This is a genomic window from Kitasatospora sp. NPDC127121 (assembly GCF_042677305.1).
In the GTDB taxonomy this organism is placed as follows: domain Bacteria; phylum Actinomycetota; class Actinomycetes; order Streptomycetales; family Streptomycetaceae; genus Kitasatospora.
Map to the genome: position 1 here is coordinate 45,677 of NZ_JBHXTQ010000031.1, position 24,113 is coordinate 69,789.

24 protein-coding genes are annotated in these 24,113 nt (G+C 72.3%); 7 read left to right on the forward strand and 17 right to left on the reverse strand.

All coding sequences use genetic code 11. The features are described 5' to 3' along the window. Positions 1-278: 278 nt before the first annotated feature. Together ACFVHI_RS17615 and ACFVHI_RS17620 are read left to right on the forward strand one after the other, a co-directional pair. On the forward strand, positions 279-1,757 hold the full coding sequence (locus ACFVHI_RS17615) for a nucleobase:cation symporter-2 family protein (protein ID WP_380340216.1): 1,479 nt from the start codon (positions 279-281) through the stop codon (positions 1,755-1,757). A 68-nt stretch (positions 1,758-1,825) separates the two neighbouring features. Beyond that, a complete protein-coding gene (locus ACFVHI_RS17620) occupies positions 1,826-3,211 on the forward strand; it encodes an 8-oxoguanine deaminase (protein ID WP_380340219.1) in 1,386 nt (461 codons plus the stop codon). A 304-nt stretch (positions 3,212-3,515) separates the two neighbouring features. Here the strand turns inward: ACFVHI_RS17620 and ACFVHI_RS17625 are convergent, their stop codons facing one another. Both ACFVHI_RS17625 and aceB read right to left on the reverse strand, forming a co-directional pair. Next, positions 3,516-3,902, reverse strand: coding sequence for a gamma-glutamylcyclotransferase (locus ACFVHI_RS17625; RefSeq protein WP_079136011.1), 387 nt, complete (start codon positions 3,900-3,902; stop codon positions 3,516-3,518). Positions 3,903-4,055: 153 nt separating this feature from the next. Further along, the gene (aceB, locus tag ACFVHI_RS17630; protein ID WP_380340223.1) at positions 4,056-5,708 is read right to left on the reverse strand and encodes a malate synthase A; all 1,653 of its coding nucleotides are present in this window, start codon (positions 5,706-5,708) and stop codon (positions 4,056-4,058) included. A gap of 188 nt (positions 5,709-5,896) precedes the next feature. Here aceB and ACFVHI_RS17635 point away from each other — a divergent pair, with 188 nt between their 5' ends. After that, positions 5,897-6,694, forward strand: a complete 798-nt coding sequence (locus ACFVHI_RS17635; RefSeq protein ID WP_079136010.1) for an IclR family transcriptional regulator — start codon at positions 5,897-5,899, stop codon at positions 6,692-6,694. A gap of 184 nt (positions 6,695-6,878) precedes the next feature. Beyond that, positions 6,879-7,499, forward strand: a complete 621-nt coding sequence (locus ACFVHI_RS17640) for a hypothetical protein (protein ID WP_380340226.1) — start codon at positions 6,879-6,881, stop codon at positions 7,497-7,499. A 330-nt stretch (positions 7,500-7,829) separates the two neighbouring features. On the opposite strand, the gene ACFVHI_RS17645 is transcribed toward ACFVHI_RS17640, so the two are convergent. Next, positions 7,830-9,167: an esterase/lipase family protein gene (locus ACFVHI_RS17645; protein ID WP_380340229.1), complete on the reverse strand. Its 1,338-nt coding sequence runs from the start codon at positions 9,165-9,167 to the stop codon at positions 7,830-7,832. Positions 9,168-9,376: 209 nt separating this feature from the next. Here ACFVHI_RS17645 and ACFVHI_RS17650 point away from each other — a divergent pair, with 209 nt between their 5' ends. Beyond that, entirely contained in the window at positions 9,377-9,706 is a 330-nt protein-coding gene (locus ACFVHI_RS17650; RefSeq protein WP_063349998.1) for a MoaF N-terminal domain-containing protein, read from the forward strand. Between the two features lie 105 nt (positions 9,707-9,811). On the opposite strand, the gene ACFVHI_RS17655 is transcribed toward ACFVHI_RS17650, so the two are convergent. Continuing rightward, on the reverse strand, positions 9,812-10,954 hold the full coding sequence (locus ACFVHI_RS17655) for an esterase family protein (protein ID WP_063349997.1): 1,143 nt from the start codon (positions 10,952-10,954) through the stop codon (positions 9,812-9,814). A 204-nt stretch (positions 10,955-11,158) separates the two neighbouring features. After that, positions 11,159-11,779 carry a TetR family transcriptional regulator gene (locus tag ACFVHI_RS17660; RefSeq protein WP_380340233.1) on the reverse strand — a complete coding sequence of 207 codons (621 nt, stop codon included), beginning with the start codon at positions 11,777-11,779 and terminating at the stop codon, positions 11,159-11,161. Between the two features lie 138 nt (positions 11,780-11,917). On the opposite strand from ACFVHI_RS17660, the gene ACFVHI_RS17665 reads away from it, so the two are divergent. Continuing rightward, entirely contained in the window at positions 11,918-12,682 is a 765-nt protein-coding gene (locus ACFVHI_RS17665) for an SDR family NAD(P)-dependent oxidoreductase (protein WP_380340236.1), read from the forward strand. A 343-nt stretch (positions 12,683-13,025) separates the two neighbouring features. On the opposite strand, the gene ACFVHI_RS17670 is transcribed toward ACFVHI_RS17665, so the two are convergent. The 7 genes from ACFVHI_RS17670 to ACFVHI_RS17700 all read right to left on the reverse strand — a co-directional run bounded on the left by ACFVHI_RS17670 (position 13,026) and on the right by ACFVHI_RS17700 (position 18,142). Continuing rightward, positions 13,026-13,526 carry a GNAT family N-acetyltransferase gene (locus ACFVHI_RS17670; protein WP_380340239.1) on the reverse strand — a complete coding sequence of 167 codons (501 nt, stop codon included), beginning with the start codon at positions 13,524-13,526 and terminating at the stop codon, positions 13,026-13,028. Positions 13,527-13,623: 97 nt separating this feature from the next. After that, positions 13,624-14,607 (reverse strand): phosphotriesterase, encoded by a 984-nt coding sequence (locus ACFVHI_RS17675; RefSeq protein ID WP_380340242.1) that lies wholly within the window; start codon positions 14,605-14,607, stop codon positions 13,624-13,626. Next, the gene (locus tag ACFVHI_RS17680) at positions 14,604-15,182 is read right to left on the reverse strand and encodes a carboxymuconolactone decarboxylase family protein (RefSeq protein ID WP_380340245.1); all 579 of its coding nucleotides are present in this window, start codon (positions 15,180-15,182) and stop codon (positions 14,604-14,606) included. The genes ACFVHI_RS17675 and ACFVHI_RS17680 overlap by 4 nt, the downstream gene beginning before the upstream one ends. A gap of 17 nt (positions 15,183-15,199) precedes the next feature. Beyond that, positions 15,200-15,820 (reverse strand): DUF4865 family protein, encoded by a 621-nt coding sequence (locus ACFVHI_RS17685; RefSeq protein WP_380340248.1) that lies wholly within the window; start codon positions 15,818-15,820, stop codon positions 15,200-15,202. A gap of 118 nt (positions 15,821-15,938) precedes the next feature. Further along, positions 15,939-16,505 carry a TetR/AcrR family transcriptional regulator gene (locus tag ACFVHI_RS17690; protein ID WP_380340251.1) on the reverse strand — a complete coding sequence of 189 codons (567 nt, stop codon included), beginning with the start codon at positions 16,503-16,505 and terminating at the stop codon, positions 15,939-15,941. Positions 16,506-16,743: 238 nt separating this feature from the next. Continuing rightward, positions 16,744-17,763 (reverse strand): LLM class flavin-dependent oxidoreductase, encoded by a 1,020-nt coding sequence (locus tag ACFVHI_RS17695; protein WP_380340254.1) that lies wholly within the window; start codon positions 17,761-17,763, stop codon positions 16,744-16,746. A 175-nt stretch (positions 17,764-17,938) separates the two neighbouring features. Then, positions 17,939-18,142 carry a hypothetical protein gene (locus ACFVHI_RS17700; protein WP_380340257.1) on the reverse strand — a complete coding sequence of 68 codons (204 nt, stop codon included), beginning with the start codon at positions 18,140-18,142 and terminating at the stop codon, positions 17,939-17,941. A 109-nt stretch (positions 18,143-18,251) separates the two neighbouring features. Here ACFVHI_RS17700 and ACFVHI_RS17705 point away from each other — a divergent pair, with 109 nt between their 5' ends. Beyond that, positions 18,252-19,241 carry an aldo/keto reductase gene (locus tag ACFVHI_RS17705; protein ID WP_063351537.1) on the forward strand — a complete coding sequence of 330 codons (990 nt, stop codon included), beginning with the start codon at positions 18,252-18,254 and terminating at the stop codon, positions 19,239-19,241. 112 nt (positions 19,242-19,353) lie between these two features. On the opposite strand, the gene ACFVHI_RS17710 is transcribed toward ACFVHI_RS17705, so the two are convergent. The 5 genes from ACFVHI_RS17710 to ACFVHI_RS17730 form a co-directional block, all read right to left on the reverse strand. Then, on the reverse strand, positions 19,354-20,427 hold the full coding sequence (locus ACFVHI_RS17710) for an LLM class flavin-dependent oxidoreductase (RefSeq protein ID WP_380340260.1): 1,074 nt from the start codon (positions 20,425-20,427) through the stop codon (positions 19,354-19,356). 3 nt (positions 20,428-20,430) lie between these two features. After that, complete coding sequence (locus ACFVHI_RS17715; RefSeq protein WP_380340263.1) at positions 20,431-21,336, reverse strand: ABC transporter substrate-binding protein; 906 nt, start codon at positions 21,334-21,336, stop codon at positions 20,431-20,433. Positions 21,337-21,399: 63 nt separating this feature from the next. Next, entirely contained in the window at positions 21,400-22,158 is a 759-nt protein-coding gene (locus tag ACFVHI_RS17720; RefSeq protein WP_363367103.1) for an ABC transporter ATP-binding protein, read from the reverse strand. Further along, on the reverse strand, positions 22,155-23,021 hold the full coding sequence (locus ACFVHI_RS17725) for an ABC transporter permease (protein WP_363367102.1): 867 nt from the start codon (positions 23,019-23,021) through the stop codon (positions 22,155-22,157). Before ACFVHI_RS17725 ends, ACFVHI_RS17720 begins: the two co-directional genes overlap by 4 nt. Continuing rightward, positions 23,018-24,046, reverse strand: a complete 1,029-nt coding sequence (locus ACFVHI_RS17730) for an NrtA/SsuA/CpmA family ABC transporter substrate-binding protein (protein WP_380340268.1) — start codon at positions 24,044-24,046, stop codon at positions 23,018-23,020. Before ACFVHI_RS17730 ends, ACFVHI_RS17725 begins: the two co-directional genes overlap by 4 nt. Positions 24,047-24,113: the final 67 nt, after the last annotated feature.

Genomic DNA, 24,113 nt, shown 5'->3' on the forward strand with positions numbered 1-24,113 from the left:
GCCGCGTCCGGGCGGGCCGCAGTACCCGCACCACCAGCCCCACCAGCCCCACCAGCCCCACCAGCCCCACCAGCCCCACCAGCACGATCTGCCCCACCAGCGCCACCCGTTCCACCAGTTTCTCCACCCCCACCCACCGGAGTTCGTGTCTGCCTCGCGGCGGCCGGCCCGGGGCACTGGAGAAGCGCCCCGAGGGACTCCTGCACCGCCGTCCCGCCCTCGGGGCAGCTCCAGCGCCGCGGGCGCGCCGGGAGTCACGGGCACAAGAGGGGCTCGACATGGCACCCAGCGACACCAGCAGTAAAGACGGCGGTTCCACCCCGGAAAGAACCCCTGGCCCGGACGGCACGTCGGCACACCTCCCCGGTGAGCCGTCCGGGCCCGGAACCCACCCCGTGGACGAGTTGCTGCCCCCGGTGAAGCTCTTCTCCACCGGACTCCAGCACGTCGCCGCGATGTACGCGGGAGTCGTCGCACCCCCGCTCATCGTCGGCGCCGGCGTCGGGCTCTCCCCCGCCGAACTCGCCCTGCTCATATCGGCCAGCCTGTTCACCGCCGGACTGGCCACCCTGCTCCAGACCCTCGGCATCTGGAAGATCGGCGCGCGACTGCCGTTCGTCAACGGCGTCTCCTTCGCGGGAGTCGCGCCCATGATCGCCATAGCCAAGGGCTCCATCGAAAGAACGGGGGGCCCGAAGGACGCCCTCCCGGTGATCTTCGGAGCGGTGATCGTCGCGGGGCTCCTGTGCTTCCTCGCGGCACCGTACTTCTGCAAGCTCATCCGGTTCTTCCCCCCGGTCGTCCAGGGCACCGTGATCACCCTCATCGGGGTGTCCCTGCTTCCGGTGGCGGTCAACTGGGCGCGCGGCGGCTCGCCGGGCGCCCCCGGATACGGCTCCATGCGGGCCGTCGGGCTCGCCGCGATCACCCTCGTCGCGGTGGTGCTCTGCAACCGGCTGCTGCGCGGCTTCTGGCAGCAGCTCTCGTTGCTCATCGGCCTGGCGCTCGGCACCCTGATCGCCTTCCCGCTGGGCCTGGCCGACTTCGGCGCGGTCAAGGACGCGAAGGTCTTCGCGCTCCCCTCCCCGTTCCACTTCGGCGCGCCCGTCTTCGACGCCGCCGCGATCGTCTCGATGTGCATCGTCATGGTGGTCGCCATGACCGAGTCCACCGCCGACATGCTCGCCCTGGGCAAGATCGTCGAGCGCGAGGCCGACGAACCCACGCTCGCCGCCGGCCTGCGGGCCGACGGACTGGCCACCGCGCTCAGCCCCGTCTTCAACGGCTTCGCCGCCAGCGCCTTCGCCCAGAACATCGGGCTGGTGGCGCTGACCAAGATCCGCAGCCGCTTCGTGGTCGCGGCCGGCGGCGGCATCCTGATCCTGCTCGGGCTCTTCCCCGTACTCGGGTCGCTCGTCTCCCTGGTACCGCAGCCCGTCCTGGGCGGCGCCGGGATCGTGCTCTTCGGCACCGTCGCGGCGAGTGGCATCCGCACCCTCGCGGAGGCTGGGATGGAATCCAGCTCGAACACCATCCTGGTGTCCGTGTCACTCGGCGTCGGCATCATCCCCATCGCGGTGCCGACCTTCTACGACTCCTTCCCGGAGGCCGTCCGGACCCTGATGCACTCCGGAATCTCGGCCGGCTGCGTGATGGCCGTCCTGCTCAACCTGCTCTTCCACCACGTCGGAGCCGCCCGCCGGACCAGAACCGGCCAGGCCTCCGGCGCGACGGTGCCGACGGCGACACCGTCCTGACCGACCCGGGAGGGGTACACGCCGCGCGGCGCACGCCCCTCCCGGCCCTCCCCCATAGGAGTGACACCATGGCAGTCCAGCCCCCACCCGCCGACCAGCGGATCGTCATCGAGAACGTCGCGATCGCCACCGTCGACGCCGACGACACCGAGTACGCCCGCGGCCACGTGGTCATCCTCGGCAACACGATCGAGTCGGTCGGCGACGGACCCGCCCCACAGTGGCTGGACAACGTGGTGCGCCGGATCAACGGCGAGGGCCACCTGATCACCCCCGGCCTGGTCAACACCCACCACCACTTCTACCAGTGGATCACCCGCGGCCTCGCCCAGGACGACATCCTCTTCGACTGGCTCGTCGCCCTCTACCCGACCTGGGCCCGGATCGACGAGAAACTCGTCCACGCCGCCAGCCAGGGCTCCGCCGCCGCCCTCCTCAAGTCCGGCTGCACCACCGCCTCCGACCACCACTACGTCTTCCCCAAGGACGGCGGCGACGTCCTCGGCGCCTCCATCGAGGCCGTCCAGGAGCTCGGCCTGCGGTTCACCGCGCTGCGCGGCTCCATGGACCGCAGCAAGAAGGACGGCGGCCTCCCGCCGGACCACGCGGTCGAGGAGCTCGACGACATCCTCACCGCCTCCGAGGCCGCCGTGGACACCTACCACGACTCCTCCTTCGGCTCGATGCTGCACATCGCCATCGCGCCCTGCTCGCCGTTCTCGGTCTCCACCGACCTGCTCCGCCGGTCCGCCGAACTCGCCCGCCGCAAGGGCGTCCGGCTGCACACCCACGGCTCGGAGACCGCCGAGGAGGAGCAGTTCTGCAAGGAACTGTTCGGCATGGGCCCGACCGACTACTTCGAGTCCGTCGGCTGGCTCGGCGAGGACGTCTGGATGGCGCACTGCGTCCACATGAACGACTCCGACATCGCCAAGTTCGCCGAGACCGGCACCGGCGTGGCCCACTGCCCCTCCTCCAACGCCCGGCTGGCCGCCGGGATCGCCCGCGTCCCCGACATGCTCAGGGCCGGCGTCCCGGTCGGCCTCGGTGTCGACGGCACCGCCTCCAACGAGTCCGGCGAACTCGGCACCGAGCTGCGCAACGCCCTGCTGATCAACCGTCTGCACGGCTCCCCGGCCGCCCTCACCGGCCGCCAGGCGCTGCGGCTGGGCACCATGGGCGGCGCCCGGGTGCTCGGCCGCCAGGACGAGATCGGCTCGATCGAGGTCGGCAAGCTCGCCGACCTGGCGCTGTGGAAGATCGACGGCGTCCTGCACTCCTCCATCGCCGACCCGGTCGCCGCCCTCACCTTCGGCGCCCTGCCGCCGCTGGCCGTGCTGTTCGTCAACGGCAACGCCGTCGTCGAGAAGGGCCAGCTGACCACCGTCAACGAGGACCGGATCGCCCGTGCCTGCGCCCGTGCCGCCAAGGAGCTCGCCGCCCGGCCGCTCTGACGCCCCGCCGCTGCTCCTCCACCCCTGAACTCCGGGCCGCCCAGGGACGGTGCGTGACCCGGACTCCGCAACCCGGCCTTCCCGACCGGCGCGCGGACCGCAGCCCCGGACCCACGGCGAGGGTCCGGGGCTGCGGCGTGCCCGGGGGTGGGTGACGAGTGACGGATAACAGCGAACAGATAACAGATGACGAAAGTTGTCATCTGTTATCTGTTCGCTGAAATCTGTTCGTCGTGATTCGTTCGCCGTGATCCGTTCGCCGTGATGCGTCCGCTGTGGTGCGTCCGCTGCTACGCGCCCGGTCTCAGGCGGTGCGCCCGAGCGAGCCGAGGTAGGCGCGCCAGCCGCCGTGGTGGGTGATCTCGCGGTGCACCCCCCGCTCCACCTCACCGCGGGCGAGCAGCATCGACAGGCAGGCGGAGCCGTCGTCGAGCTCGATGACGCCGAGCTCCAACTCCCGCGGCTCGCCGGGGAGGATGACGTCACGCAGGTGCTCCAGGGTGATCTCGTAGAGCTCGCCCTCGATGGCCGTGTCGACCGCCGGATCGGCGAGCAGGCCCGGGCAGACGTCGTCGATCGAGAAGAAGCGGTAGCCGGGGGCCGTCCGGGCCGGGCCGATCAGCGAGTCGGCGACCTTGGCGTGGAACGGTCCGCCGACCATGGCCTGGCCGTTGAAGAAGATGCGGGGCACGGTTGAACTCCTTACCGGGTACCGGGAAAAGGCCGTTCCGCACGGCGACGAGAGGACAGGTGGAATCGTCGCCGTACGGAACGGAGCAATGGGCCGGCGGGACTGCTACAGCCTGGCAGGCAGCAGCGGCGGCGCCGGCGGATAGATTGGGGCTCAGCCCAGCAGGGGAAGCGCGGGGAGGGTCAGGAAGTCCGCGAACTCCTCGGCCAGGGCGACCTGTTCGAAGAGCTGGGCGGCCTCGCGCCAGCGGCCGCCGGCGTAGGCGTCCGCGCCCAGCTCGGCCAGGAGTTCGGCCAACTCCGCGGCGACCAGGGCGCGGACGAGGTCCGCGGTGGCCTTCTCGCCGGTGTCGGACAGGACGACGCCGTTGTGGATCCACTGCCAGATCTGCGAGCGGGAGATCTCGGCGGTGGCGGCGTCCTCCATCATGTTGAAGATGCCGACCGCGCCGAGGCCGCGCAGCCAGGCCTCGATGTAGCGGATGCCGACCTGGACGGCGTTGTGCAGCCCCGCGCGGGTGCAGGTGCCGCCGGCGCCGGCGATGTCGAGCAGCTGGGTCGCGGTGACCGGCTCGGAGGGCCCGGGGTCGTCCTTCTGGTGGGGGCGCTCGCCGAGCACCGCGTCGAAGGAGGCACGGGCGACCGGCACCAGGTCCGGGTGGGCGACCCAGGAGCCGTCGAAGCCGTTGCCGGCCTCGCGGTCCTTGTCCGCCTTGACCTTCTCCAGGGCGGCGGCGTTGACCTCCGGGTCCCTGCGGCTGGGGATGAACGCGGCCATGCCGCCGATCGCGTGGGCGCCGCGCTTGTGGCAGGTCTGCACCAGCAGGCGGGTGTAGGCGGCCATGAACGGCGAGGCCATGGTGACGCTGTTGCGGTCCGGCAGGACGTACTGCTCGCCGGCGTCGCGGAAGTTCTTGACGATCGAGAACAGGTAGTCCCAGCGCCCGGCGTTGAGGCCGGCCGCGTGGTCGCGCAGCTCGTAGAGGATCTCGTCCATCTCGAACGCGGCGGTGATGGTCTCGATCAGCACGGTGGCGCGGACGGTGCCGTGCGGGATGCCGAGCGCGGCCTGGGCGTGGGTGAACACGTCGTTCCAGAGCCGGGCTTCGAGGTGGCTCTCGGTCTTCGGCAGGTAGAAGTACGGGCCGGAGTTGGGGTCCTCGGCGCCCTTGGCGAGCAGCCGGGCGGCGTTGTGGAAGAAGTACAGGCCGAAGTCGAGGAAGGCTCCGGCGACCGGGGTGCCGTCGACGAGCAGGTGGTTCTCGTCCAGGTGCCAGCCGCGCGGGCGGACCACGACGGTGGCGAGTTCGGCGGCGGGCTTGAGGGCGTACGCCTTTCCGGCGGGGGTGGTGAAGTCGATCCGGCCCTCGAAGGCGTCGATCAGGTTGATCTGGCCGCTGACCACGTTCTCCCAGGTCGGGGAGGTGGCGTCCTCGAAGTCGGCGAGCCAGATCCGCGCGCCGGAGTTGAGGGCGTTGATGACCATCTTGCGGTCGGTGGGGCCGGTGATCTCGACCCGGCGGTCCTGGAGGGCGCGGGGCGCCTCGGCGACCTTCCAGTCGCCGGCCCGGACGTCGGCGGTGTCGGGGAGGAAGTCCAGCGTGCCGGCCCTGGCGATCTCCGCCCGGCGGGCCTTCCGCCCGGCCAGGAGCTCCTGTCGGCGCCCTTCGAAAGCGCGATGGAGGCCGACGACGAAGGCGACCGCCTCCGGAGTGAGCACCTCCTCCGCCCGGTGAACGCGCGGACCGGCGACAGTGACGACCGGAGCAGCGGGGGAGGCGCCGACGGGTCCCTGTTCTGTAGCCATGGGCAGGACACTCCTAAGCGGTTGAGCCTGGCGGAGGGAGCTCCGGTGGGAACTTCCTTGATCGGGACCCGCCTGTCGGCGAGTTCGATTCTGTAAGGTGGAGACTAGTTTCCGCGATACAGAATTTCAACGGTTTGTTGATGTGATCGCCGGGACTCTACTCCTCCCCGACAGCGAAGGGAACGCCGGTGGTTTCGACCCCCGACACAGCACCGACGACCAGCACGGACCGCGCGACCGGCGGTGTGCAGTCCGTCGAGCGCGCCTTCCAACTCCTGGAGGCGCTGGCCGACTCCGGCGGCGTGGCCACCCTCAGCGAGCTCTCCGCCAGCTCCGGCCTGCCGATGCCGACCATCCACCGCCTGGTTCGTACCCTCGTCCAGCAGGGCTATGTACGCCAGGACACCGCGCGTCGCTACACCCTCGGCCCGCGGCTGATCCGCCTCGGCGAGACGGCCGGCCGGCTCCTCGGCAGCTGGGCCCGCCCCTACCTGGCCGAACTCATGGAGGCCACCGGCGAGACCGCCAACCTGGCAGTGCTGGAGGGCGGCGAGGTGGTGTACGTCGGGCAGGTGCAGTCGCGGCGCTCGATGCGGATGTTCACCGAGGTCGGCCGACGGGTGCAGCCGCACTGCACGGGCGTCGGCAAAGCGCTGCTCGCCCAGCTCCCCGAGGACGAGGCGCGCGCCATCCTGGGCCCCAACCCGCTGCCCGCACACACCGAGTACACCGTCACCGATCCGCAGGAACTGCTGCACCAGCTCGCCGAGGCGCGCGAGCGCGGCTACGTGGTCGACGACCAGGAGCAGGAGATCGGCGTCCGCTGCATCGCGCTCGCCGTACCGGGCGCACCGACGCCCACCGCCCTGTCGGTGTCCGGCCCGGAGGCCCGCATCCGGGCCCTGGAGGAGCAGACCGGCGCGTCCTCGCTGGTGCCGGTGATGCACCACATCGCGACCCGGCTGGGGCAGGTCCTCGCTCCCTGACTCATCGTCAGCACCCGTTTCACGCACGGGAAGTCGGTCCCGCCGACTTCCCGTGCGCGCGTTCCCCCGTTCGAGCGGACGCCGAGCGGGTTGCACCGGGCCCCGACGCAGGCTCCGCCACCCTGGTGCGGACGCGGCCCGCAACGGCGCGGGCGGCCGGAGCACAGGGACAGGGTGGACGACGATGACGTACAGGCGTTCGGCAGCGCGGGGCGGGTCCAGGCAGGGCGGGCCCGGGCAGGGCGGGTCCAGGCAGGGCGGCAGGCTCTGCGGATTCCGCGCGGCCTCGCTGGTCGCGGCCGTGGCGGCCGGCTGTTCGGTGGCGACACTGGCCGCCGGCCCGTCCTGGGCGCTGCGGCGGCCCGAGCCCCGGCCGGCGGTGGATACGGCAGCCCCCGCGGCGTCCCGCTCCGATCTGGAGGTGGTCCGGCTCGACCCGGACGCCGCCCCGCCCGGCGGCACCACCACCATCCACGCCTTCATCGCCAACCGCGGCCCGGACACCACCGCCGCACCGTTCACCGTGCTGGTGACGCTGCCACCCGGGGTCACCCCCGAGGGCCCGTACTTCCCGGAGGACTGCGAGGTGCGGCTCAACGGCCGACAGGTGCGCTGTGTCTTCCCAGCCGGACTGCCCCCACTGCGCAGCGCGACCGCGCTGGTGCCGGTGAGGTTGTCCCCTGACCTGCCGATCGGCAGGCTCACCGGCGGCTCGGTCGCGGTGCGCGACGTGGACGACCCGGACGAGGGGAACAACCGGCAGCCGTTCGACATCACGGTGGTCGAGACGGCTCCCGGTTCCTGACCCGAAAGACCCGAAGGCCCTACCGGTACACGCGGACGTAGTCGGCGGCGAAGGTGATCGGGGCGGTGCCCTGCGGCGCCGGGTGGTGCTTCCCCCCCCCCACCGACCGACAGGTTGCGGATCAGGTACGCCGACCAGTTGGCGCCGACGCCCTTGCCGTCCGAGAACACCTTGGCGCTCGCGTCGGTGTAGTACCTGGGGTTGCCGGGGCTGACGTGGTTGGTCGGCTCCAGCAGGTTCGGATTGTCGGGGTGGTACTCGAAGGAGTCGACCTCCCCGTTGTCCACGGGTCCGCGGGTCCGCGGGCCCACGGGCCCACGGGCCCACGGGTCAAGCGAGCCAGTTGTCGACCTGGCTCTCGGCCTCCGGTGCCCAGGCGAGTTCCAGGTGGTTGAGGCCGGTGAGCAGCCGGGTGCCGCCGATCGTCGCGATGCCGGTGGTGTCCAGCGCGCTCGCGGTGAACACGATGCCGTCGCTGGGCCCCCGGTTCTCGTTGAGCACGCCCGGGATGTCGGCGGACCCGCCCGCGAGCAGGTAGGTGCGCACCGACGCCGGGACGCCCGCCTGTTGCAGCGGCGCGATCAGCGAACCGGCGTCGATCGCCGCCTGGATGCCCTGGCCGGAGGTGTAGAAGCCCTGGCCGCCGTAGTAGGTGGTCCACCAGTCCTGGGCGGTGCCGTCCACCCCGTACCGGCCGTCCCAGCGGGCGAGCAGCTGGCGCTGGCCCGGGTAGCAGTCGTAGCCGCCGGTGGGCAGCACGCCGAGGCAGGGTTGCGCGGTGTACGTGCCGTAGCAGGTCATGTACAGGTGCGGGGACGGCGCATTGGCGGTGCCGCCGCAGGCCGGCCAGCTCGCGAGGTCGAACGACCAGCCGTGCGCGTACACGTAGTCGAGCCCGCCGTTCGGGCCGCCGAGGGTGATCAGGCGGCGCACGTCGCCCGCATAGGCCCGCCCCCAGGACGGGCGCACCGAGGACACGTACGCCCGGGCGGCGACCTCGCCCTTGCTCCACGCCACCACGTCCACCTGGGGGGCGCCGAGGCGGGCCCGGATCAGCGCGACGGCGTCGCCGACGGCCTGCGCCTGGAGCAGGTTGTCGCCCTGCTTGTGGGCGAAGCCGATGGCGAACACCCGGTGGCCGGTGCCGGCGAGGTACTGGGCGAGGCCGGTGGACGGGCAGGCGGAGGCACCGCAGGTGCCGCTCTCCCCCGGGTTCGCCCAGGCGCGGTCGGCGTTGTCGTTGGCGCCGTGGACCAGCAGCACGGGAGTCGGGCGGCTGCCGGTGTCCCAGCCGGTCGCCGAGTACAGCAGGAAGCGGCTGGAGGAGGGCTGGCCGGTGCCGCCGAAGTACGTCCGGCGGGCGCCGTCCTGGTCGCCACGGCCGTCGGCCGGGTACTGCTCGGTGCGAAAGCCGGGGGTGGTGTCGAGGTAGCGCTCGACCTTGGCCCAGCCGTTGCCGGGGGCGGGGAAGGCGGCTTCGAGGGTGAGCGGGGCGGTGGCCGCCTGGGCGGCGGTCTGGGCACTGGCGGTCCGGGCGGGGGCGGCCTCGGCGGGGGTGGGGGTGCCGAGGAGCAGCGCGGCGAGGGTGAGCAGGAGGGCGGACAGCCCGGCAGGGGTGCGTCTGATGGCGGTGGGGATGTGCCGCACGGGAATGGGGGTGCGTCTCATAGGGGTGGACGGTAGGACCGGCCGTCGGCGGGCGCCCAGGTGCCGATCGCACACCCCGCAGGCCTGCGCGGTGGCGGCCGGTGCCGTGGCGCACCGCCCACGGGTGCGCCCACCCGGCTCACCGGGTCGGATAAATTGGAGCTCCGACATCTTCCGCAGTGCACAAGACCGCCGTGCACGGCCTCACAGGAACGAGGTACCGCCCCACCATGACCGCGCCCCTGCCCGCCTTCGCCGGCCGCACCTACCTCTTCCGGGCCGACAACGGAGCGGCCTTCCGCAACACCTACTCGGCCGACGGCAGGCGGCTGCGCTGGGAGGGCCTCGGCGAGTCGGCGGGCCAGTGGGAGGACGTGCGGCTGCACGTCGCCGAGGTGGCGCCGGAGATCTACTTCATCAGCTGGACCGAGGAGAGCGGGATCACCGTCAGCCACGTGATGGACCTCGGCCGGCTGACGGTGCGCGCCTTCTGGACGTACGAGGGCGAGGGCGGCCGCGTCGGCGAGCTGCACACCGGGACGCTGGAGCGGGTGGCCTGAGCCTCGCCGCTCCCGCGCCCCTCGCTGTCCGTCGGCTCGCTCAAGCCGCCTGAGCAGACGGCCTGCTCAGACGGCCTGCTCAGACGGTCCGCTCAGACGGTCTGCTCAGGCGGTCTGGTTCGGGACCTTGAGGTGCTGGGACAGCCACTCCAGCGAGGACGGCAGCAGCGCGCTCCAGGTCTCGAAGTTGTGGCCGCCGTTCTCCAGCATGCTGTAGGAGACCTTCATCGGGGACTGCGCGGCGTCGACGAAGGCCTCGGTGTCGTGCCGGTAGTCGCCGTCGCCCTTCTTGGTGCCGGCCAGCAGCACGGACACCTTGGGCTGCGGCAGGTTCTTCAACCGCCACATCAGGTTGGCCTCGTCACGACGCTGCTTGCTGCCGCCGAACAGGTCGCCCGTGGTCGGGTCGTCGGCGGCGTCGTAGTAGGCGGAGAGCGCGACGGCGGTCGGAAAGACGTCCGGGTGGCGCATGGCCAACTTGAGGGCGCAGTAGCCGCCGGTCGAGTTACCCATGAAGGCCCAGGCCTGCGGGTCGGAGGAAACCCGGAAGCTCGCCTGGATCGCTGAGGGGACGTCCTTGGTGAAGTACGTGTCGGACTGCGCGCCGCCCGGGATGTCCTCGCACTCGGTGTCCTGCGGCAGGGCCGGCGAGGGGCGCATCAGCACCATGACGGTCGGCTGCATCTTGCCGTCCTGGAGCAACTTGAGTGCTGCGCCCGGGTAGTTGAACCGGGTGATCAGGTTCTCGGCGATCCCGGGGAAGCCGGTGCTGACGATCACCGCCGGGAACTGCCGCTGTGCGTACTCCGGTTGGAAGTACTGCGGCGGCAGGAAGACGTACCCCTCGGTGGACAGCCGGCTGGCCGCGCCGTCGATCCGCACCTTGCGGATCTCGCCGGACTGGCTGGGCTCTCGACCCATCGCGCCGCCGCCCTTGACGGAGGCGTGGCCGATCGTCTCCACGAGCAGCCGGCCGGACGCGTCCGCCTTGTTGTGGATCACCACCGGGCCGGTGTCACCGGTGCCCAGCAGGTCGCCCCAACTGCTGTAGAAGGCGAAGTAGTTGTTCGCCACCAGGCCGAGTGCGGCCAGCACCGCGAGCTGGGTGGCGAGCAGTGCGCCGATCCGGCCGAGCACCGCCTGCCAGGTCTGCTTGGCGAGTCTTGGCCACAGCCAGACCGTGCCGGCCGTCATCACGACGGCGATCAATACGGCCAGCGCCAACACCTTGTGGCTCGTCAGACCCATGTCCTACTTGCTCCCACGCCTCGAACTCCCCGCCCCCTCCGTCCAGGACATCCAAGGTGGTCACCCCGGTTCCCCCGCCGGGGCGCGCGATCACCCACCCTAACGGGGCCTGGGAGGAGGAACGGGTGACAGATGACAGCCGACAGATAACAGATAACAGATAACGAAATCTGTCAGCTGTTATCTGTTCGCGGCCTGACGGGCTCAGCCCTCCCGCCCGTAGAGCCGCAGCCCCGCCGTGAGTTCACGCATGCAGCGCGCGCCGAGCTCCCGCGGGGAGCCCGGGCCGACCGTGGGCGCGTCCGAGGCGGCCCATTCCTCCAGCGCGACCCGGATCGCGGCCGTCGCCGCAGCGGCGGCCAGTCGGATCTCCAGCGGGTCGGTGCCACCCGGACAGCGGGCCGCGAGGACCGTCCGCAGCCGCTCCTCGGAGTCGGCGTGGACGCGCTGCCACGTGCCGTCGAGGCGCGGGTCACGCAGCAGGCTTCGAGTCCACTCCATCGCCTCGACCGCCTCGCCGTCGGGCGGGGTCAGCGAGGCGACCGCCGAGCGCTCCAGCGCCTCGCGCAGCGGCAGATCGGCCGGGGCCTCGGCGAGCTGGTCGACCCAGCGACGCCCACCGGCCGCCAGCAATGGCGCGACCGCGTCCTCCTTGACGGAGAAGTACCGGTAGAAGGTGCGCAGCGAGATACCCGCCGCGAGGGCGATCTCCTCGGCGGTGGTCGCCTCGGCCCCGCGCTCGGCGAAGAGCGCGGCGGCGGTGCGGGCGATGTCCAGCCGGGTGGCGTCGCGGCGGCGCTGGTTCAGGGTGGGGCGTCCGGTCACAGGGTCAGCGTACGCGGGCCGGTGCCACTGTGGCGTGGTGCGCCGAAGTGGCACCCAGAAGACTTATTGGCACGTCATGCCATAAAGGCGTACCGTGCCTCTTGAGGTCGAGAGGCCACGAACGAACGGAGTACCACCATGGAGCGCTTCAACGGACGGAACGTCCTGATCACTGGCGGCGGCTCTGGCATCGGCCAGGCGACCGTGCACCGGATCCTCGCCGAGGGAGGGAAGGTCGTCGCCGTCGACGTCGACGAGGACGGCCTGAAGACGACCCTGGACCGCGCGACCGTCGACGGCACCGCAGACCGCCTGGCCATCCAGGTCCTGGACATCTCGGACGAGGCGGCCGTCGTCACCGGCGTCGCGGCGGCGATCACGGACCTCGGCGGGCTGGACGCCCTGGTCAACGCGGCCGGCATCCTCCGCTCCTCGCACACCCACGAGACCAGCCTGGAGTTCTGGAACAAGCTCCTCGCGGTCAACCTGACCGGCACCTTCCTGATGACCCGCGAGGCGCTCCCCGCGCTGCTCGCGGGCGGCAGGGGCGTGGTGGTCAACTTCAGCTCCACCTCGGCGAGCTTCGCCCACCCCTACATGGCCGCGTACGCCGCGACCAAGGGCGGCATCCAGTCCTTCACCCACGCCATCGCCTCCGAGTACGCGAAGCAGGGCCTGCGTGCGGTCTGCGTCGCGCCGGGCAGCATCGACAGCGGCATGACCCACAACCCGGGGCTGCCCGCCGACGCCGACTTCAGCCTGCTCGCCAAGCTCGCCCCGGCCCTCGGCCAGGGCTTCGCGGGTCCGGAGACGGTGGCCGGGGTGATCGCGATGCTGGCCTCCGACGACGGCGCGTTCGTCACCGGCACCGAGCTGCGCATCGACGGCGGCACCCACATGTGAGCCGCCGGACGGCAGCACGACGGTGGGGCCCCAGCCACTCCCCCCGGTGACACGGGCCCCGCCGTCACGTCGCGGACGGCGGGGCCGGGCTCATGACGAGCGCCGGGCTCGTGACGGCCGCTGGCTCGTGAAGGCCGCTCGGGTCAGCCGAGGCCGCCGTCCTCGCGCCGTACCGGCTCACGGAGGCCGACGTGGCCGCCTGGCGCGCCGTTCGGCCCGCGGCCGGAAACGGGGAGCTGACGCGGCTGCTCGCTTTCGGTGCTTTCGCGGCCGTCGAGCGGGTGGCGGGGTGGATCGGCGGGTGGCCGGCCCGTCCGGCCCGCCCGGCCGTCAGCTGCAACCGTCAGCGCAGCGGCTTCGCCATCACGAGCTCCCGGGCGACCCTGTCGGCGAGCGGCCCGCCGGGCTCGGCGAGCACGGTGAAGCCGTGCCGGCGGTAGAGCGTGATCGCGGGTTCGTTGCCGGGGAGCACCGCGAGGCGCAGCGTGCTGCCACCGGATGCGCGGGCCCAGCGCTCGACCTCCTCCAGCAGGCGGTCGGCGACGCCCCTGCCTCGCGCCTTCGGTCCGACCCACACCGAGCGCAACTCCCGTACGCCGTCGGCTCCGGGGAGGCCGTCCGCCAGGCCGACGGGAGTGGCGTCCGGACCGGCCGGACCGTCCAGCAGCGCCGCGACGTGGTGGGCGCCCGGAAGGTGCAACCGGGTGCGCCACCGTTCCTCGCCGCCCTGGTGCCAGTCCTCCAGGCGGGCCTTGAAGGCGTGCGGCGCGTCGGACAGGGCGGCGAGGCGTAGGTCGCGCCAGAGCGGCCAGTCGTCGGTCGTGAGGATGCGCAGGGTCACCATGGCCGTCACGGTAGGGCGTGGGCGGCGGGCCTTCGCCGAAGGCCCGGGGTCGGCCTGCGGCCGGGGTCGAGACCGGGGCGGGCCGAGCAGGGACGGTTCAGGGCGTGCGCCAGTCGGTGGCGAAGGCGGCGGCCGGGTTGGCGGTGAGGAGGAGGCCGGGCAGTTCGGGGCCGAAGGTGCGGGCGAGCCGTGGGACGAGGTCGTTGAGCAGTTTGGTCGGGCCGTCGGCCTGACGGGCGGTGCGGGTGGTGGTGTCGGCGCCGAGGAGGAGTCGGGAGGCGTGGCCGGCCTCGACGAGGTCGGCGATGACGTCGAAGGCCTGGTGGTCGGCCGGGTGGCCGGCCCGGGAGGGGCTGTCCAGCGCGAAGTAGACGCCTTCCGCCGCGAGTTCACGGTGCACCCGCACATCCGGCAGCCGGGTGAGGTGGCCGAGGATGATCCGGTGGGGCGGGACGCCGTGTCGAACGTGCAGCCGGTTCAGTACGAGGTGCGGGTGGGCTCGGGGTTCGAGGTGAACGGCGATCGGGGCACCGGTGGCGTGGTGCGCGTCGGCGGCCGCGGCCATCACCTGGCGAGTGTGCGCCGTGGTGGTCCCGGGGTCGCAGGCAACCTTGATCAGGCCCGCCCGGACGGCCTCGGGCGACGCGGGTGCTTCGGGGGCCTCGGGGGCTGCGGGCGGTCCAGGCGGTCCAGGCGGTTCGGTGGCCGGTTCGGCCGTCAGCCCGGTGGTGAGTTCGACGATGAAGCGTTCGGCCAGCCCGTCGTACAGGGCGCGGAGGGTGTCCGGGTCGTAGTGGGCCGCCTGGTGCAGGCCGGTGGCGGCGACGACGTGGACTCCGGTCACGCGGGAGAGCTCCGCGAGGGAGTCCGCTCCGCGGCCCATGCCGTACGGAGTCCACTGGACGAACGAACGACCGCCGGCCGCCGCGAAGGCACGCAGGACGCCCTCGGCGGCGGCCGGGTCGTCCAGTTCCTCGCCGGGGAGCAGGGGGCTGCGGATGAAGAGGTGGTCGTGGGAGTCGGTGGCACCGAGTTCCGCGGGGTCGAGGTCGCCGAGGACGGTACGGATCGTGGGGGTCATGCCCGGTCCTCCTCGGTCGGGGACGCCGGGGTCGGGTCTGCTGGAGTCGGGGATGCCGGGGTCGGGTCTGCGGCGGCCGGGGGCGCCTCGGTCGGGGGCGCCTCGGCGAAGGTGGCGGTGGCGACGCGCAGGCCGGCCAGGGCCTTGGGGACGCCGACGTAGGGGGCGAGGTGGACGATGACCTCGGTGATCTCCTCCCTGGTCAGGCCGATCCGCAGACTGTTGCGGACGTGGTCGGCGAGCTGCGGCTCCACGCCGCCGAGGGCGGTGAGCGCGGCCAGGTTGGCCACCTGCCGGTCGCGCAGGGCGAGGCCGGGGCGCTGGTAGGTGCCGCCGAAGAGACTGGTGACGATCCAGTCGGGGAAGCCGGGCGCGAGACCGTCCAGGCCGCCGAGGGTCGCGGCGGCGACCGGGCCGGCGAGGTCGGCGAGCAGGGCGTAGCCGGCTTCGCGGTCGAGCGGCGCGGGGGTCAGGTCGGCCGGTGTCATCGGGGCGGGGGCCGGGGCGGCGGTCGCGGTCGCGGGGGTGACGGGGGCGGTCGCGGGGGCGACGGTCGCGGTCGTGGGGCTGGTCATGGAAGTGGCGAAACCTTTCACCAGTGTCGGCCGCCGGGCAGCCGGTTGAGTTCGGGACGGGACAGGTGCAGCACCTGGTAGCGGATGCCCGGCACGTCGTCCGGGGCCGGGCCGTACCAGAGGGCGAAGCGGACCAGCTCCCAGCGGCTCGGATCCACCGCGACGGCGGCGGTGTGCAGAGCGGGGTGCGCGGGGGACTCGGCGAGGGCCCGCTCGACCGCCTCGGCGGGATCGTCGGACTCGGGGAGCCTGACGATGTGCCGGGTAGCCGTGATCGCGGTCGCGGTTGTGGTCGCAGTCGAGGTCGAGGTCGAGGTCGCCGGAGCGTCCGGCACGGCGCCGTGGGCCAGACCGGCGCCGAGCCAGTGACGGACGGCCGGGCGGCCGAAGTCGGCGCTCAGGCCGCGAAAGCCCGGTCCCCAGAGGAAGCTGTTCATGCCCTCGGCGGTGCGCCAGAGGTAGAACGGCGCGTACTGGTTGACGGGCGACCCGTCGCGGCCCCGCTCGCGGACCAGGTACGCCTTGAGCCCGAGGCCCGGGTGCGCATCGAGCAGATGGCCCTTGTCGGCGACGCGTTTGCGGATGATCCCCAGGTCGTAGTCGGCGGGGAGGGTGATCTCGTACTGCATGGCGTGCACGGCGGGTCTCCTCGGTCGGATCGTCGAGCGGGGATCGCTCGGCCAGTCGGTCACGCGCGCGGTCTCGCGGTCACGCGGTCAGTCGGTCGCGCGGCCGCTCAGCCGTGCGCGGCGCGGGTCAGGCGGTGCGCTGGGCGGCGAGCAGGCCGAGGGCGCCGCGTACGGCCTGATCAAAGGGCTCGGCCCGGCCGGCCGCGCGGGCCAGGACGTAGCCGCCCTGGACGACGGCGACCACGGCAGCGGCGGTGTCGGCCGGGTCGACACCGGGGACGAGCTCGCCCGCGGCCTGGCCCTCGGCCACCAACTCGGCGATCCGGGCGCGCAGCCAGTCGAAGGTCTCCTCGACGGGGGCGCGCAGTTCGGGGTCCGCGATGACGTCCGGGTCCTGGGCCATCCGGCCGATCCGGCAGCCGCGCAGCACGTCACGGTCGCGGTGCAGGTAGGCGGCGATGCGGTCGTACGCGCTGCCGGGGGCGGACAGGTCGGCGGCGGCGACTCCCCGCAGTTGCTCGGCGCTGCGGCGCAGGGCGGCTGCGGCGAGGTCGGGCTTGCCGGCGAAGTGGTGGTACATGCTGCCCTGGCCGACACCGGCATGCTGCTGGATGGCCTTGGGGCTGGTGCCGACGTAGCCGCGCTCCCAGAGGAGTGCCTGGGTGCTCTCGATGAGGCGATCCTGGGTGGTCATGTGAATCACTGTACATACCAGTAGGTACAGAAGGCCAGGAATTTCCCAACTCGACGCGGACGCGGGGCGGGCGGACGAGTTCTGCCGGGGACGAGGCGGGCGGACGAGTTCGCGCCGGGGACGGCTGAGGGCCGTGCGCCGCCCCCCGGCGGCCACGGCCCCTCGCCCGCTCGTCTCCCCCGCCTCGACCGGCGGCACTCCACCGCGGCCGGTGGCGCGCGTCACGTCTGGCAGGCGCTCACGGAAGCTCGCGCCTGACCACCGGGGCGACCTCGGCCGCGAACAGCTCCAACTGCTCCCGCTGCGCCCCTTCCGTCAGGGCGTCGACTCCGATCCCGACCACCTCGTTGCCGAAGGCCTCGTGATAGCGGTGGATCTTCTCGATCACCTGCTGCGGGCTTCCGACCAGGGCCGAACCGTGTTCCAACGCGTCCTCCAACGAGGTGAACGGCGACTTGTTGTGCCGGCCGGCCGCCGAACTGAACATCGCGTCCCAGTACGGACGGAAGCCCTCGACCGCGTCCTGCGAGCGCTTGGCGACGTACAGCCCGCCGAAGCTCGCGCCGACCCTGGCCTCCCTCGGATCGCGCCCGTAGTGCGCCCAGCGCTCGCGGTAGTGCTCCACCAGGGAGCGGTACTTGGCCAGCGGGTGGAAGGAGTTGGCGGAGAAGAGCGGGTCACCGTAGCGGGCGGCCAGGTCGGTGGACTGGGTGCTGGTCGCGCTGCCGTGCCACACCGGGATCGGGTCCTGCAACGGGCGCGGCGACACGGCCGCGTCCTTGAGCGGCGGGCGGGTCGAGCCCTCCCAGGTCACCCTCTCCTCACGCCAGAGTCGGCGCAACAGGCCGTAGTTCTCGGCGAGCGCGTCCCACTGGCGCTCCTCGGGCAGGCCGAACAGGTCGAAGTGCCGCGGGTCGTTGCCCTTGCCGATGATCAACTCGACCCTGCCTCCGGAGAGCTGGTCGAGCAGGGCGTAGTCCTCGGCGACCCGGACCGGATCCAGGATGCTCAGCACCGTCACCGTGGTGAACAGCCGGATGGTGGAGGTGCGGGCCGCTATCGCGCTGAGCAGCACCGGCGGCGCCGGAGAGAGGAACGGTTCACCGTGCCGCTCCCCCACGCCGTAGCCGTCGTAACCGAGTTGCTCGGCCACCACCGCCTGGTCGATGACGTTCCACAGCTTCTCCTGCGGGGTGCGCTGGACGCCGGTCACGGGATCGGGTCCGTTGGCGACGAGGGACGAGACGGTGAACCGCACGGCGGTCTCCTTGGGGGCGCTCGATGGGGCCTCGGCACGACACCCTGACCCGAGGCGCGGGCACGGCTGCCGAGGAGGGGCGGCGGCGGCCCGCGCGGAACGCCCGGGTACGGGCTGCGCTCACGCGGGCGGCACCGGGAGGGGATCGCGGCGGAGCGGCTCTGGGGCGGCGGCGTCAGCGCGAGGTGCAGCGGCGGCGACGACAACAGCGGGGCGCGGTGGTCGCGATCGCGGGTGCGGTCATGGTCGTGGTCGTGGTCGTGGTCGTGGTCGTGGTCGTGGTCGTGGTCGTGGTCGTGGCCGTGGCCGTGGCCGTGGCCGCGAACACGGTTGCGGTCTCGGGTGCGGTCGCGGGTGGGGCCACAGCCTGGACGGTCATCGCGACTCCCCCTTCGCCTCGCACGCGTACGATCCCCCGCGAGCATAAGCACCGGTCAGAAACGGGGCAAGGGCTTGATCCGCCCGCGACGACTGGCAAGATGTCCGGCATGAGCTACCTCGCCGCGGATGACCGCTATGCCTCGATGACCTACCGCAAGGCCGGCCGCAGCGGCGTTCAGCTGCCGGCCGTCTCGCTCGGCCTCTGGCACAACTTCGGTGACGCCCAGCCGCTGGAGGTCCAGCGCGCGGTGCTGCGCCGCGCCTTCGACCGGGGGATCACCCACTTCGACCTCGCGAACAACTACGGTCCGCCGTACGGCAGCGCCGAACGCAACTTCGGCTACCTGTTCGCCCAGGACTTCCGCCCGTACCGCGATGAGCTGTTCATCGCCAGCAAGGCCGGCTGGGACATGTGGCCGGGCCCGTACGGCAACGGCGGCAGCCGCAAGTACCTGCTGGCCAGCCTGGACCAGTCGCTGGACCGGATGGGGCTGGACTACGTCGACGTCTTCTACTCCCACCGCTACGACCCGGACACCCCGCTCGAGGAAACGATGGGCGCGCTGGACAGCGCGGTGCGCTCGGGCAAGGCGCTGTACGCGGCGATCTCCAACTACCCGGCGGAGCAGCACCGGGAGGCGGTGGCGATCCTGCGCGAGCTGGGCACGCCGGTGCTGCTGAACCAGTCGGCGTACTCGATCCTCAACCGGTACGTGGAGGAGGGCGTGCTGGACGCGGTGGGCGAGACCCGGACCAGCCTCATCGCCTACTCGCCGCTCGCCCAGGGCCTGCTGACGGACCGCTACCTGTCGGGCGAGGTGCCGGCCGGTTCGCGGATGTCGGTCGGGCGGTTCCTGACCGAGGAGGCGCTCAGCGGGCCGAAGCTGGAGCAGCTGCGGGCACTCAACAAGGTCGCCGAGCGGCGCGGGCAGACGCTGGCGCAGCTCGCGCTGTGCTGGGTCCTGCGGGACCCGCGGGTGGTCTCGGTGATCATCGGGGCGAGCAGCGTCGCCCAGCTGGACCAGAACATCGACGCGCTCGCGGGCGGTCCGCTGACCGCGGAGGAGCTCGCGGAGATCGACCGACTCAGCCTCTGAACGGGTAGGGGGCTTGCCGCCGGAACGGGCGAACAACTAACAGCTGACAGATTTCATCATCTGTCAGCTGTTAGTTGTCACCTGTCAGCCGTCAGCCGTCAGCCGTCAGCCGTCAGCGGCGGATGCCCAGGGCGGGCAGTACCGTTTCTGCAACCCGGTGGGCCTCCTCCAGCAGGGGGTTACCGGAGAGGATGAAGGTGTCGACGCCCAGCGACTCGAACTCCTGCAACCGCTCGACCACCTGGGCCGTAGAGCCGACCACCGCCGTACCGGGGCCGGGGCGGAACAGGCTCATTCCCGGCCAGAGGTTCGGGTAGGCCTCCAGCTCCCGGGCCCGTGCGGGTACCTTGCCGCCGTGCTGGCGGAACTGCCGCTGCCAGCCGACCCCGTCCTCACCCTTCGCGCCGCCCAGTTGGCGGGCGTACGTGGCCTCGCTGGTGACGTCGAGCAGGCGGTCGGCGGCCGCCCAGGCCTCGTCCTCGGTGTCGCGGACGATCAGGTGCAGTCGCAGCCCGATCCGCAGGGTCCGGCCGTGGGCGGCGGCCCGCGCCCGGACCAGGTCCAGCTTCTCCTTGAGCAGATGCGGCGGCTCGCCCCAGGTCAGGTAGACGTCCACGTGCTCGGCCGCCATCTCGATGCCGGCCGCCGAACTGCCGCCGAACCAGAGCGGGATGCCACCGGGCTGGACCGGCGCCAGCTCCCGCAGGCTCGCGCCCGCGTTCTTCAGTTCGTAGAACTCGCCCTTGTGGTCGAAGACTTCGCCGGCGGTCAGGCGCTTGACGATCGACCAGTACTCGGCGCTGAGCCGGTAGCGGTCGTCGTGCTCGACGTCCAGTCCGTACTCGCGCAGTTGCGCGGTCGAGCCGTTGACCACGTTGAACCGCAGTCGGCCGCCGTGCATCCGGTCGAAGCTGAGCGCCATCTTTGCCAGCAGGGTGGGCGAGACCAGCCCCGGGTGGACGGCCAGCAGCGGCTTGAACGCCGGGGTGGTGGCGGCCGCGAGCGCACTGCCGAGCGTCCACACGTCGTAGAGGTCGGTCGCGAGCAGGGCGCCGGTGTAGCCCAACCGCTCGACGCTTCCAGCCAGTTGCTGCAGGTAGCGGAGATCCACCGGGCGGCGGCCGGCCGGCTCCCACGGGTAGTGGCCCTCGCGCGGGATGATGTACCAGAGGACTTCGGAGGCCACGGTTCAGACCGCCTTGGCGAGCGCGGCGGCCACCGGGGCCTCCAGCGCGGGCAGATGGGCGTCGGCGACGGTCAGCGCCCGGTCGATGAACCCGACCCCGTGGAAGATGTCCGCGGCCTCCTGCTGCTCGGCGATGAACCCGGCGGTGGCGGGCTCCAGTTGCCACGGCAGTGCGGCCAGCGCCGTCTGCCAGTCGACGGCCGAGCCGCCCAGCTGCTCCGCCGCGATCGCGGCCGCCTCGGCCGGGTGCGCGGCCACCCAGGCGTCCGCCCGGCGCAGCGCGGCGGCGATCGCGGCGACCACCTCGGGGCGCCCGGTCGCGAAGTCGCGGCGGGTGAAGAACACCGAGCGGTCGGTGATGACGTCGCCGGTGCGGATCAGCTCCCGAAAGCCCCCGCTCCGGCGGGCGGCGGCCAGTTCGGCGCCCTGGGCGATCCACCCCACGATCTCGCCGTCGCGCAGCCGCTGGGCCTGGTCCTCGCCGGCCGCCGGGCGCACCGGGGTGACGTCCTCGGCGTACGAAAGCCCCTGCGCGTGCAGGGCCTTGGCGAGCAGATGGGTCTGCCAGGATCCGATGCCCAGCACGACGGTGCCGCCCTTGAGGTCCGCCACCGCCTGGACCGGGCCGCCGTCCAGCACCAGCAGGGCGCCGTGGTCGGGCCGGGGTGCGGAGACCGCCGCGTACACCAGGTCATGGCCGGCCGCCTGAGCGGTGACCGGCGGGGTCGAGCCCGTCCCGCCGAAGTCGATGGTGCCGTCGGCGAGCAGCGCACCGGTGCGGGTGCCGTCGGCGTAGTGGTGGAAGGCGCCGGTCTCGCCGAGCGGGGCCAGTTCCTCGTCCAGGTAGGGCAGTCGGGCGAGGTAGTAGAGCGAGGGGTTGCTGGCGTGGACGCCGAGGGTCACGGTCATCTGTTCAACTCCGGTGGTGCGGGCGGGCGGTCTTGAGGACGGTTCGGTGGGGCCGCTTACGGGTCAGTGGACGCCGAGGTCGGCCAGCAGTCGGCGGCGCAGGTCGGCGAAGGCCGGGTCGGCGGGGTCGCGGGGGTGGTCGACGGCGACCGGTTCGTCGCGCACGAGCAGGCCGTCACGCAGGACGGCGACGCGGTCGGCGAGCCGGACGGCCTCCTCCACGTCGTGGGTGACCAGCAGCACGGCGGGGCGGTGGCGGCGGACGAGGTCGCCGACCAGGTCCTGCATGCGCAGTCGGGTGAGCGCGTCCAGTGCGGCGAACGGCTCGTCGAGCAACAGCAGTTGGGGTTCGCGGACGAGGGCCCTGGCGAGGGCGACGCGCTGCGCCTCGCCGCCCGAGAGGGTGGCCGGCCAGGCGTCGGCGTGCTTGTCCAGGCCGACCTCGGCGAGCGCCTTGAGTCCGGTCTCCCGGGTGGCGGCGCCGCGCGGCAGGCCGACCGTGACGTTGGCCAACACCCGCTTGGACGGGACGAGTCGGGGCTCCTGGAAGACCACCGTACGCACCGGCGGGACGAGTACGGTGCCCTCGTCGGCCCGGTCGAGCGCGCCGAGGATGCGCAGCAGGGTGGTCTTGCCGGTGCCGCTGGCGCCCAGCAGGGCGACGAACTCGCCCCGGGCGATGGAGAGATCGACGCCATCAAGGACGGCCCGGGTGCCGAACACCCGGCGCAGGCCCCGCAGATGGACGGCCGGAGCGGCGGTCGCAGGCACGGCGGTCGCAGGCACGGAAGTGGCGGAAGTGGCGGAGGTGGCGGTGCTCATCGGGCTGCTCCCTGGACGGCCTGGCGCCACGGCATCAGGAGGCGTTCCAGGACCCGGACGACCGCGTCGGCGGTGAGGCCGAGCAGCCCGTAGATCAGGATGCAGACGGCGAGGATGTCGGTGCGCGAGTAGTTCTGGGCCTGGGCCATCAAGTACCCGATCCCCTCGGTGGAGTTGATCTCCTCGGCGGCGATCAGGGCGATCACGCTGAGCGTCATCGACAGCCGCAGACCGGACAGCAGGGCGGGCAGCGCGCCGGGCAGGACGACGGTGCGCACGATGGCCCAGCGGCCGAGCCCGAAGCTGCGCATCGCCTCGACCAGCTTGCGGTCGGTGTTGCGGACGCCGCCGGAGGCGGACACGTACATCGGGAAGCTGGTGGCAACGCCGATCAGGGCGACCTTCGCGGTCTCGGTGATGCCGAACCACACCATGAACAGCGGGACCAGCGCCAGGAACGGGACGGTGCGCAGCACCTGGATCGCGGAGTCGAGCAGTTCCTCGCCGAGCCGGGTGAAGCCGGTGACCACGCCGAGCACCAGACCGGTGGTCGCGCCGAAGAGCAGGCCGAGGCCGGCCCGGGTGAGGGAGACGCCGAGGGCATCGGTGAGCTGGCCGTTGCCCCACAACTCGCCGACGGCTTCGGCGACCTGGGCGGGTGAGGCGAGGACGTCCTGGGTGAGGGCGCCGGTGGCGGAGGCGAGCGCCCAGCCGCCGAGCAGGGCGAGTGGGCCCAGGGTGCGCAGGATCACGGCGAGGGCGCGCGGGCGGGGCCGCTGCCGCCTGGTGTGCGGGGTGACGAGTCCGGCGTCGAGGGCGAGACGGGTCTCGTCGGTGGTGCGTTCGGGGGCGGCGGTGGTCACTTGGCACCGTCCCCGAGCTTGTTGATGTCGATCAGGTACGGCTTGACGTCCACGAGTTGCTTGGTGACCTTCTGGTCGGCGAAGAACCGGGCGACGGTGCCGAAGCGGACGGTGTCGGCGTCGGAGATGGCCTCCGCGGCGGCGCCCTGCCCGCTGACGTTCACCGCGATGTCCTTCTCGGCGGGGGTGACGGCGGTCGGGCCGGAGTCGGTGAAGACGTTGAGGTAGGCGGCCGGGTCCGCCTTCTCCTTGAGGCCGTTCTCGCGCAGGTAGGTGTAGAAGGTCTTGACCACCTCGGGGTGCTTGTCGGCGAAGCCGTTGCGGACGGCCCAGACGGCGTAGTTGTCGGAGCCGACCTCCTTGCCGTTGGCCAGGAAGTGCGCCCCGGCGTTGGCGATGGTGGGCGTGGAGAAGGTGTTCCAGGTCGCCCAGGCGTCCACCTGGCCGGAGTTGAAGACGCCGGCCGTCTGGTCGGCGCGCAAGTAGACCCGTTCGACCTTGTCGGCCGGGACGCCGTTCTTCTCCAGCGCCTTGAGCAGCAGGTACTCGCTGGTGCCGCCCTGGGAGACGGCGACCTTGCGGCCGACCAGGTCCTGGACGGACTTGATGGGCGAGTCGTTCTTCACCAGGATCCCTTCGCCGACGCCGTCGGGCGCGGTCTGGGCGAACAGCTTGAAGCCGGGCTTCTGGGCGAGCGCGGCGACGGCCGAGGTGATCGAGCCCAGGGCGACGTCCAGTTGGTCGGCGGACAGGGCCTGCGCGGCCGGGGCGAACGGGCCCGCGCTGCCGGTCCAGGCGACCTTGGCGTGGACGGCGGCCAGCGCCTTGTCCAGCGAGCCGTCCTTCTTGCCGCGGGCGAGGAACCCGTTGTTTCCGGGGTCGGGCAGGCGGAGCACCACGTCGGCCTTGCCGCCGGCCCCGCCGTCGGCGGAGGCCTTGGCCCCGTCGGCGGACGAGCCGCAGGCGGCCAGTGCGGTGGAGGCGAGCAGCGCGGTGGCGGCGAGGGCGAGGCGGGGGGTCTTCACGGGGTCTCCAAACGAAGGACAGCTGACAAGTGACAACTTTCGAAATCTGTTATCTGAAATCTGTCTG

What these genes read in the sequence shown, in the direction of transcription:
- ACFVHI_RS17615 (WP_380340216.1), top strand. Translation starts at nt 279, where the DNA reads ATGGCACCCAGCGACACCAGCAGTAAAGACGGCGGTTCCACCCCGGAA.
- ACFVHI_RS17620 (WP_380340219.1), top strand. Translation starts at nt 1,826, where the DNA reads ATGGCAGTCCAGCCCCCACCCGCCGACCAGCGGATCGTCATCGAGAAC.
- aceB (WP_380340223.1), bottom strand. Translation starts at nt 5,708, where the DNA reads ATGGCTACAGAACAGGGACCCGTCGGCGCCTCCCCCGCTGCTCCGGTC.
- ACFVHI_RS17640 (WP_380340226.1), top strand. Translation starts at nt 6,879, where the DNA reads ATGACGTACAGGCGTTCGGCAGCGCGGGGCGGGTCCAGGCAGGGCGGG.
- ACFVHI_RS17645 (WP_380340229.1), bottom strand. Translation starts at nt 9,167, where the DNA reads ATGAGACGCACCCCCATTCCCGTGCGGCACATCCCCACCGCCATCAGA.
- ACFVHI_RS17650 (WP_063349998.1), top strand. Translation starts at nt 9,377, where the DNA reads ATGACCGCGCCCCTGCCCGCCTTCGCCGGCCGCACCTACCTCTTCCGG.
- ACFVHI_RS17655 (WP_063349997.1), bottom strand. Translation starts at nt 10,954, where the DNA reads ATGGGTCTGACGAGCCACAAGGTGTTGGCGCTGGCCGTATTGATCGCC.
- ACFVHI_RS17665 (WP_380340236.1), top strand. Translation starts at nt 11,918, where the DNA reads ATGGAGCGCTTCAACGGACGGAACGTCCTGATCACTGGCGGCGGCTCT.
- ACFVHI_RS17670 (WP_380340239.1), bottom strand. Translation starts at nt 13,526, where the DNA reads ATGGTGACCCTGCGCATCCTCACGACCGACGACTGGCCGCTCTGGCGC.
- ACFVHI_RS17675 (WP_380340242.1), bottom strand. Translation starts at nt 14,607, where the DNA reads ATGACCCCCACGATCCGTACCGTCCTCGGCGACCTCGACCCCGCGGAA.
- ACFVHI_RS17680 (WP_380340245.1), bottom strand. Translation starts at nt 15,182, where the DNA reads ATGACCAGCCCCACGACCGCGACCGTCGCCCCCGCGACCGCCCCCGTC.
- ACFVHI_RS17690 (WP_380340251.1), bottom strand. Translation starts at nt 16,505, where the DNA reads ATGACCACCCAGGATCGCCTCATCGAGAGCACCCAGGCACTCCTCTGG.
- ACFVHI_RS17700 (WP_380340257.1), bottom strand. Translation starts at nt 18,142, where the DNA reads ATGACCGTCCAGGCTGTGGCCCCACCCGCGACCGCACCCGAGACCGCA.
- ACFVHI_RS17705 (WP_063351537.1), top strand. Translation starts at nt 18,252, where the DNA reads ATGAGCTACCTCGCCGCGGATGACCGCTATGCCTCGATGACCTACCGC.
- ACFVHI_RS17715 (WP_380340263.1), bottom strand. Translation starts at nt 21,336, where the DNA reads ATGACCGTGACCCTCGGCGTCCACGCCAGCAACCCCTCGCTCTACTAC.
- ACFVHI_RS17720 (WP_363367103.1), bottom strand. Translation starts at nt 22,158, where the DNA reads ATGAGCACCGCCACCTCCGCCACTTCCGCCACTTCCGTGCCTGCGACC.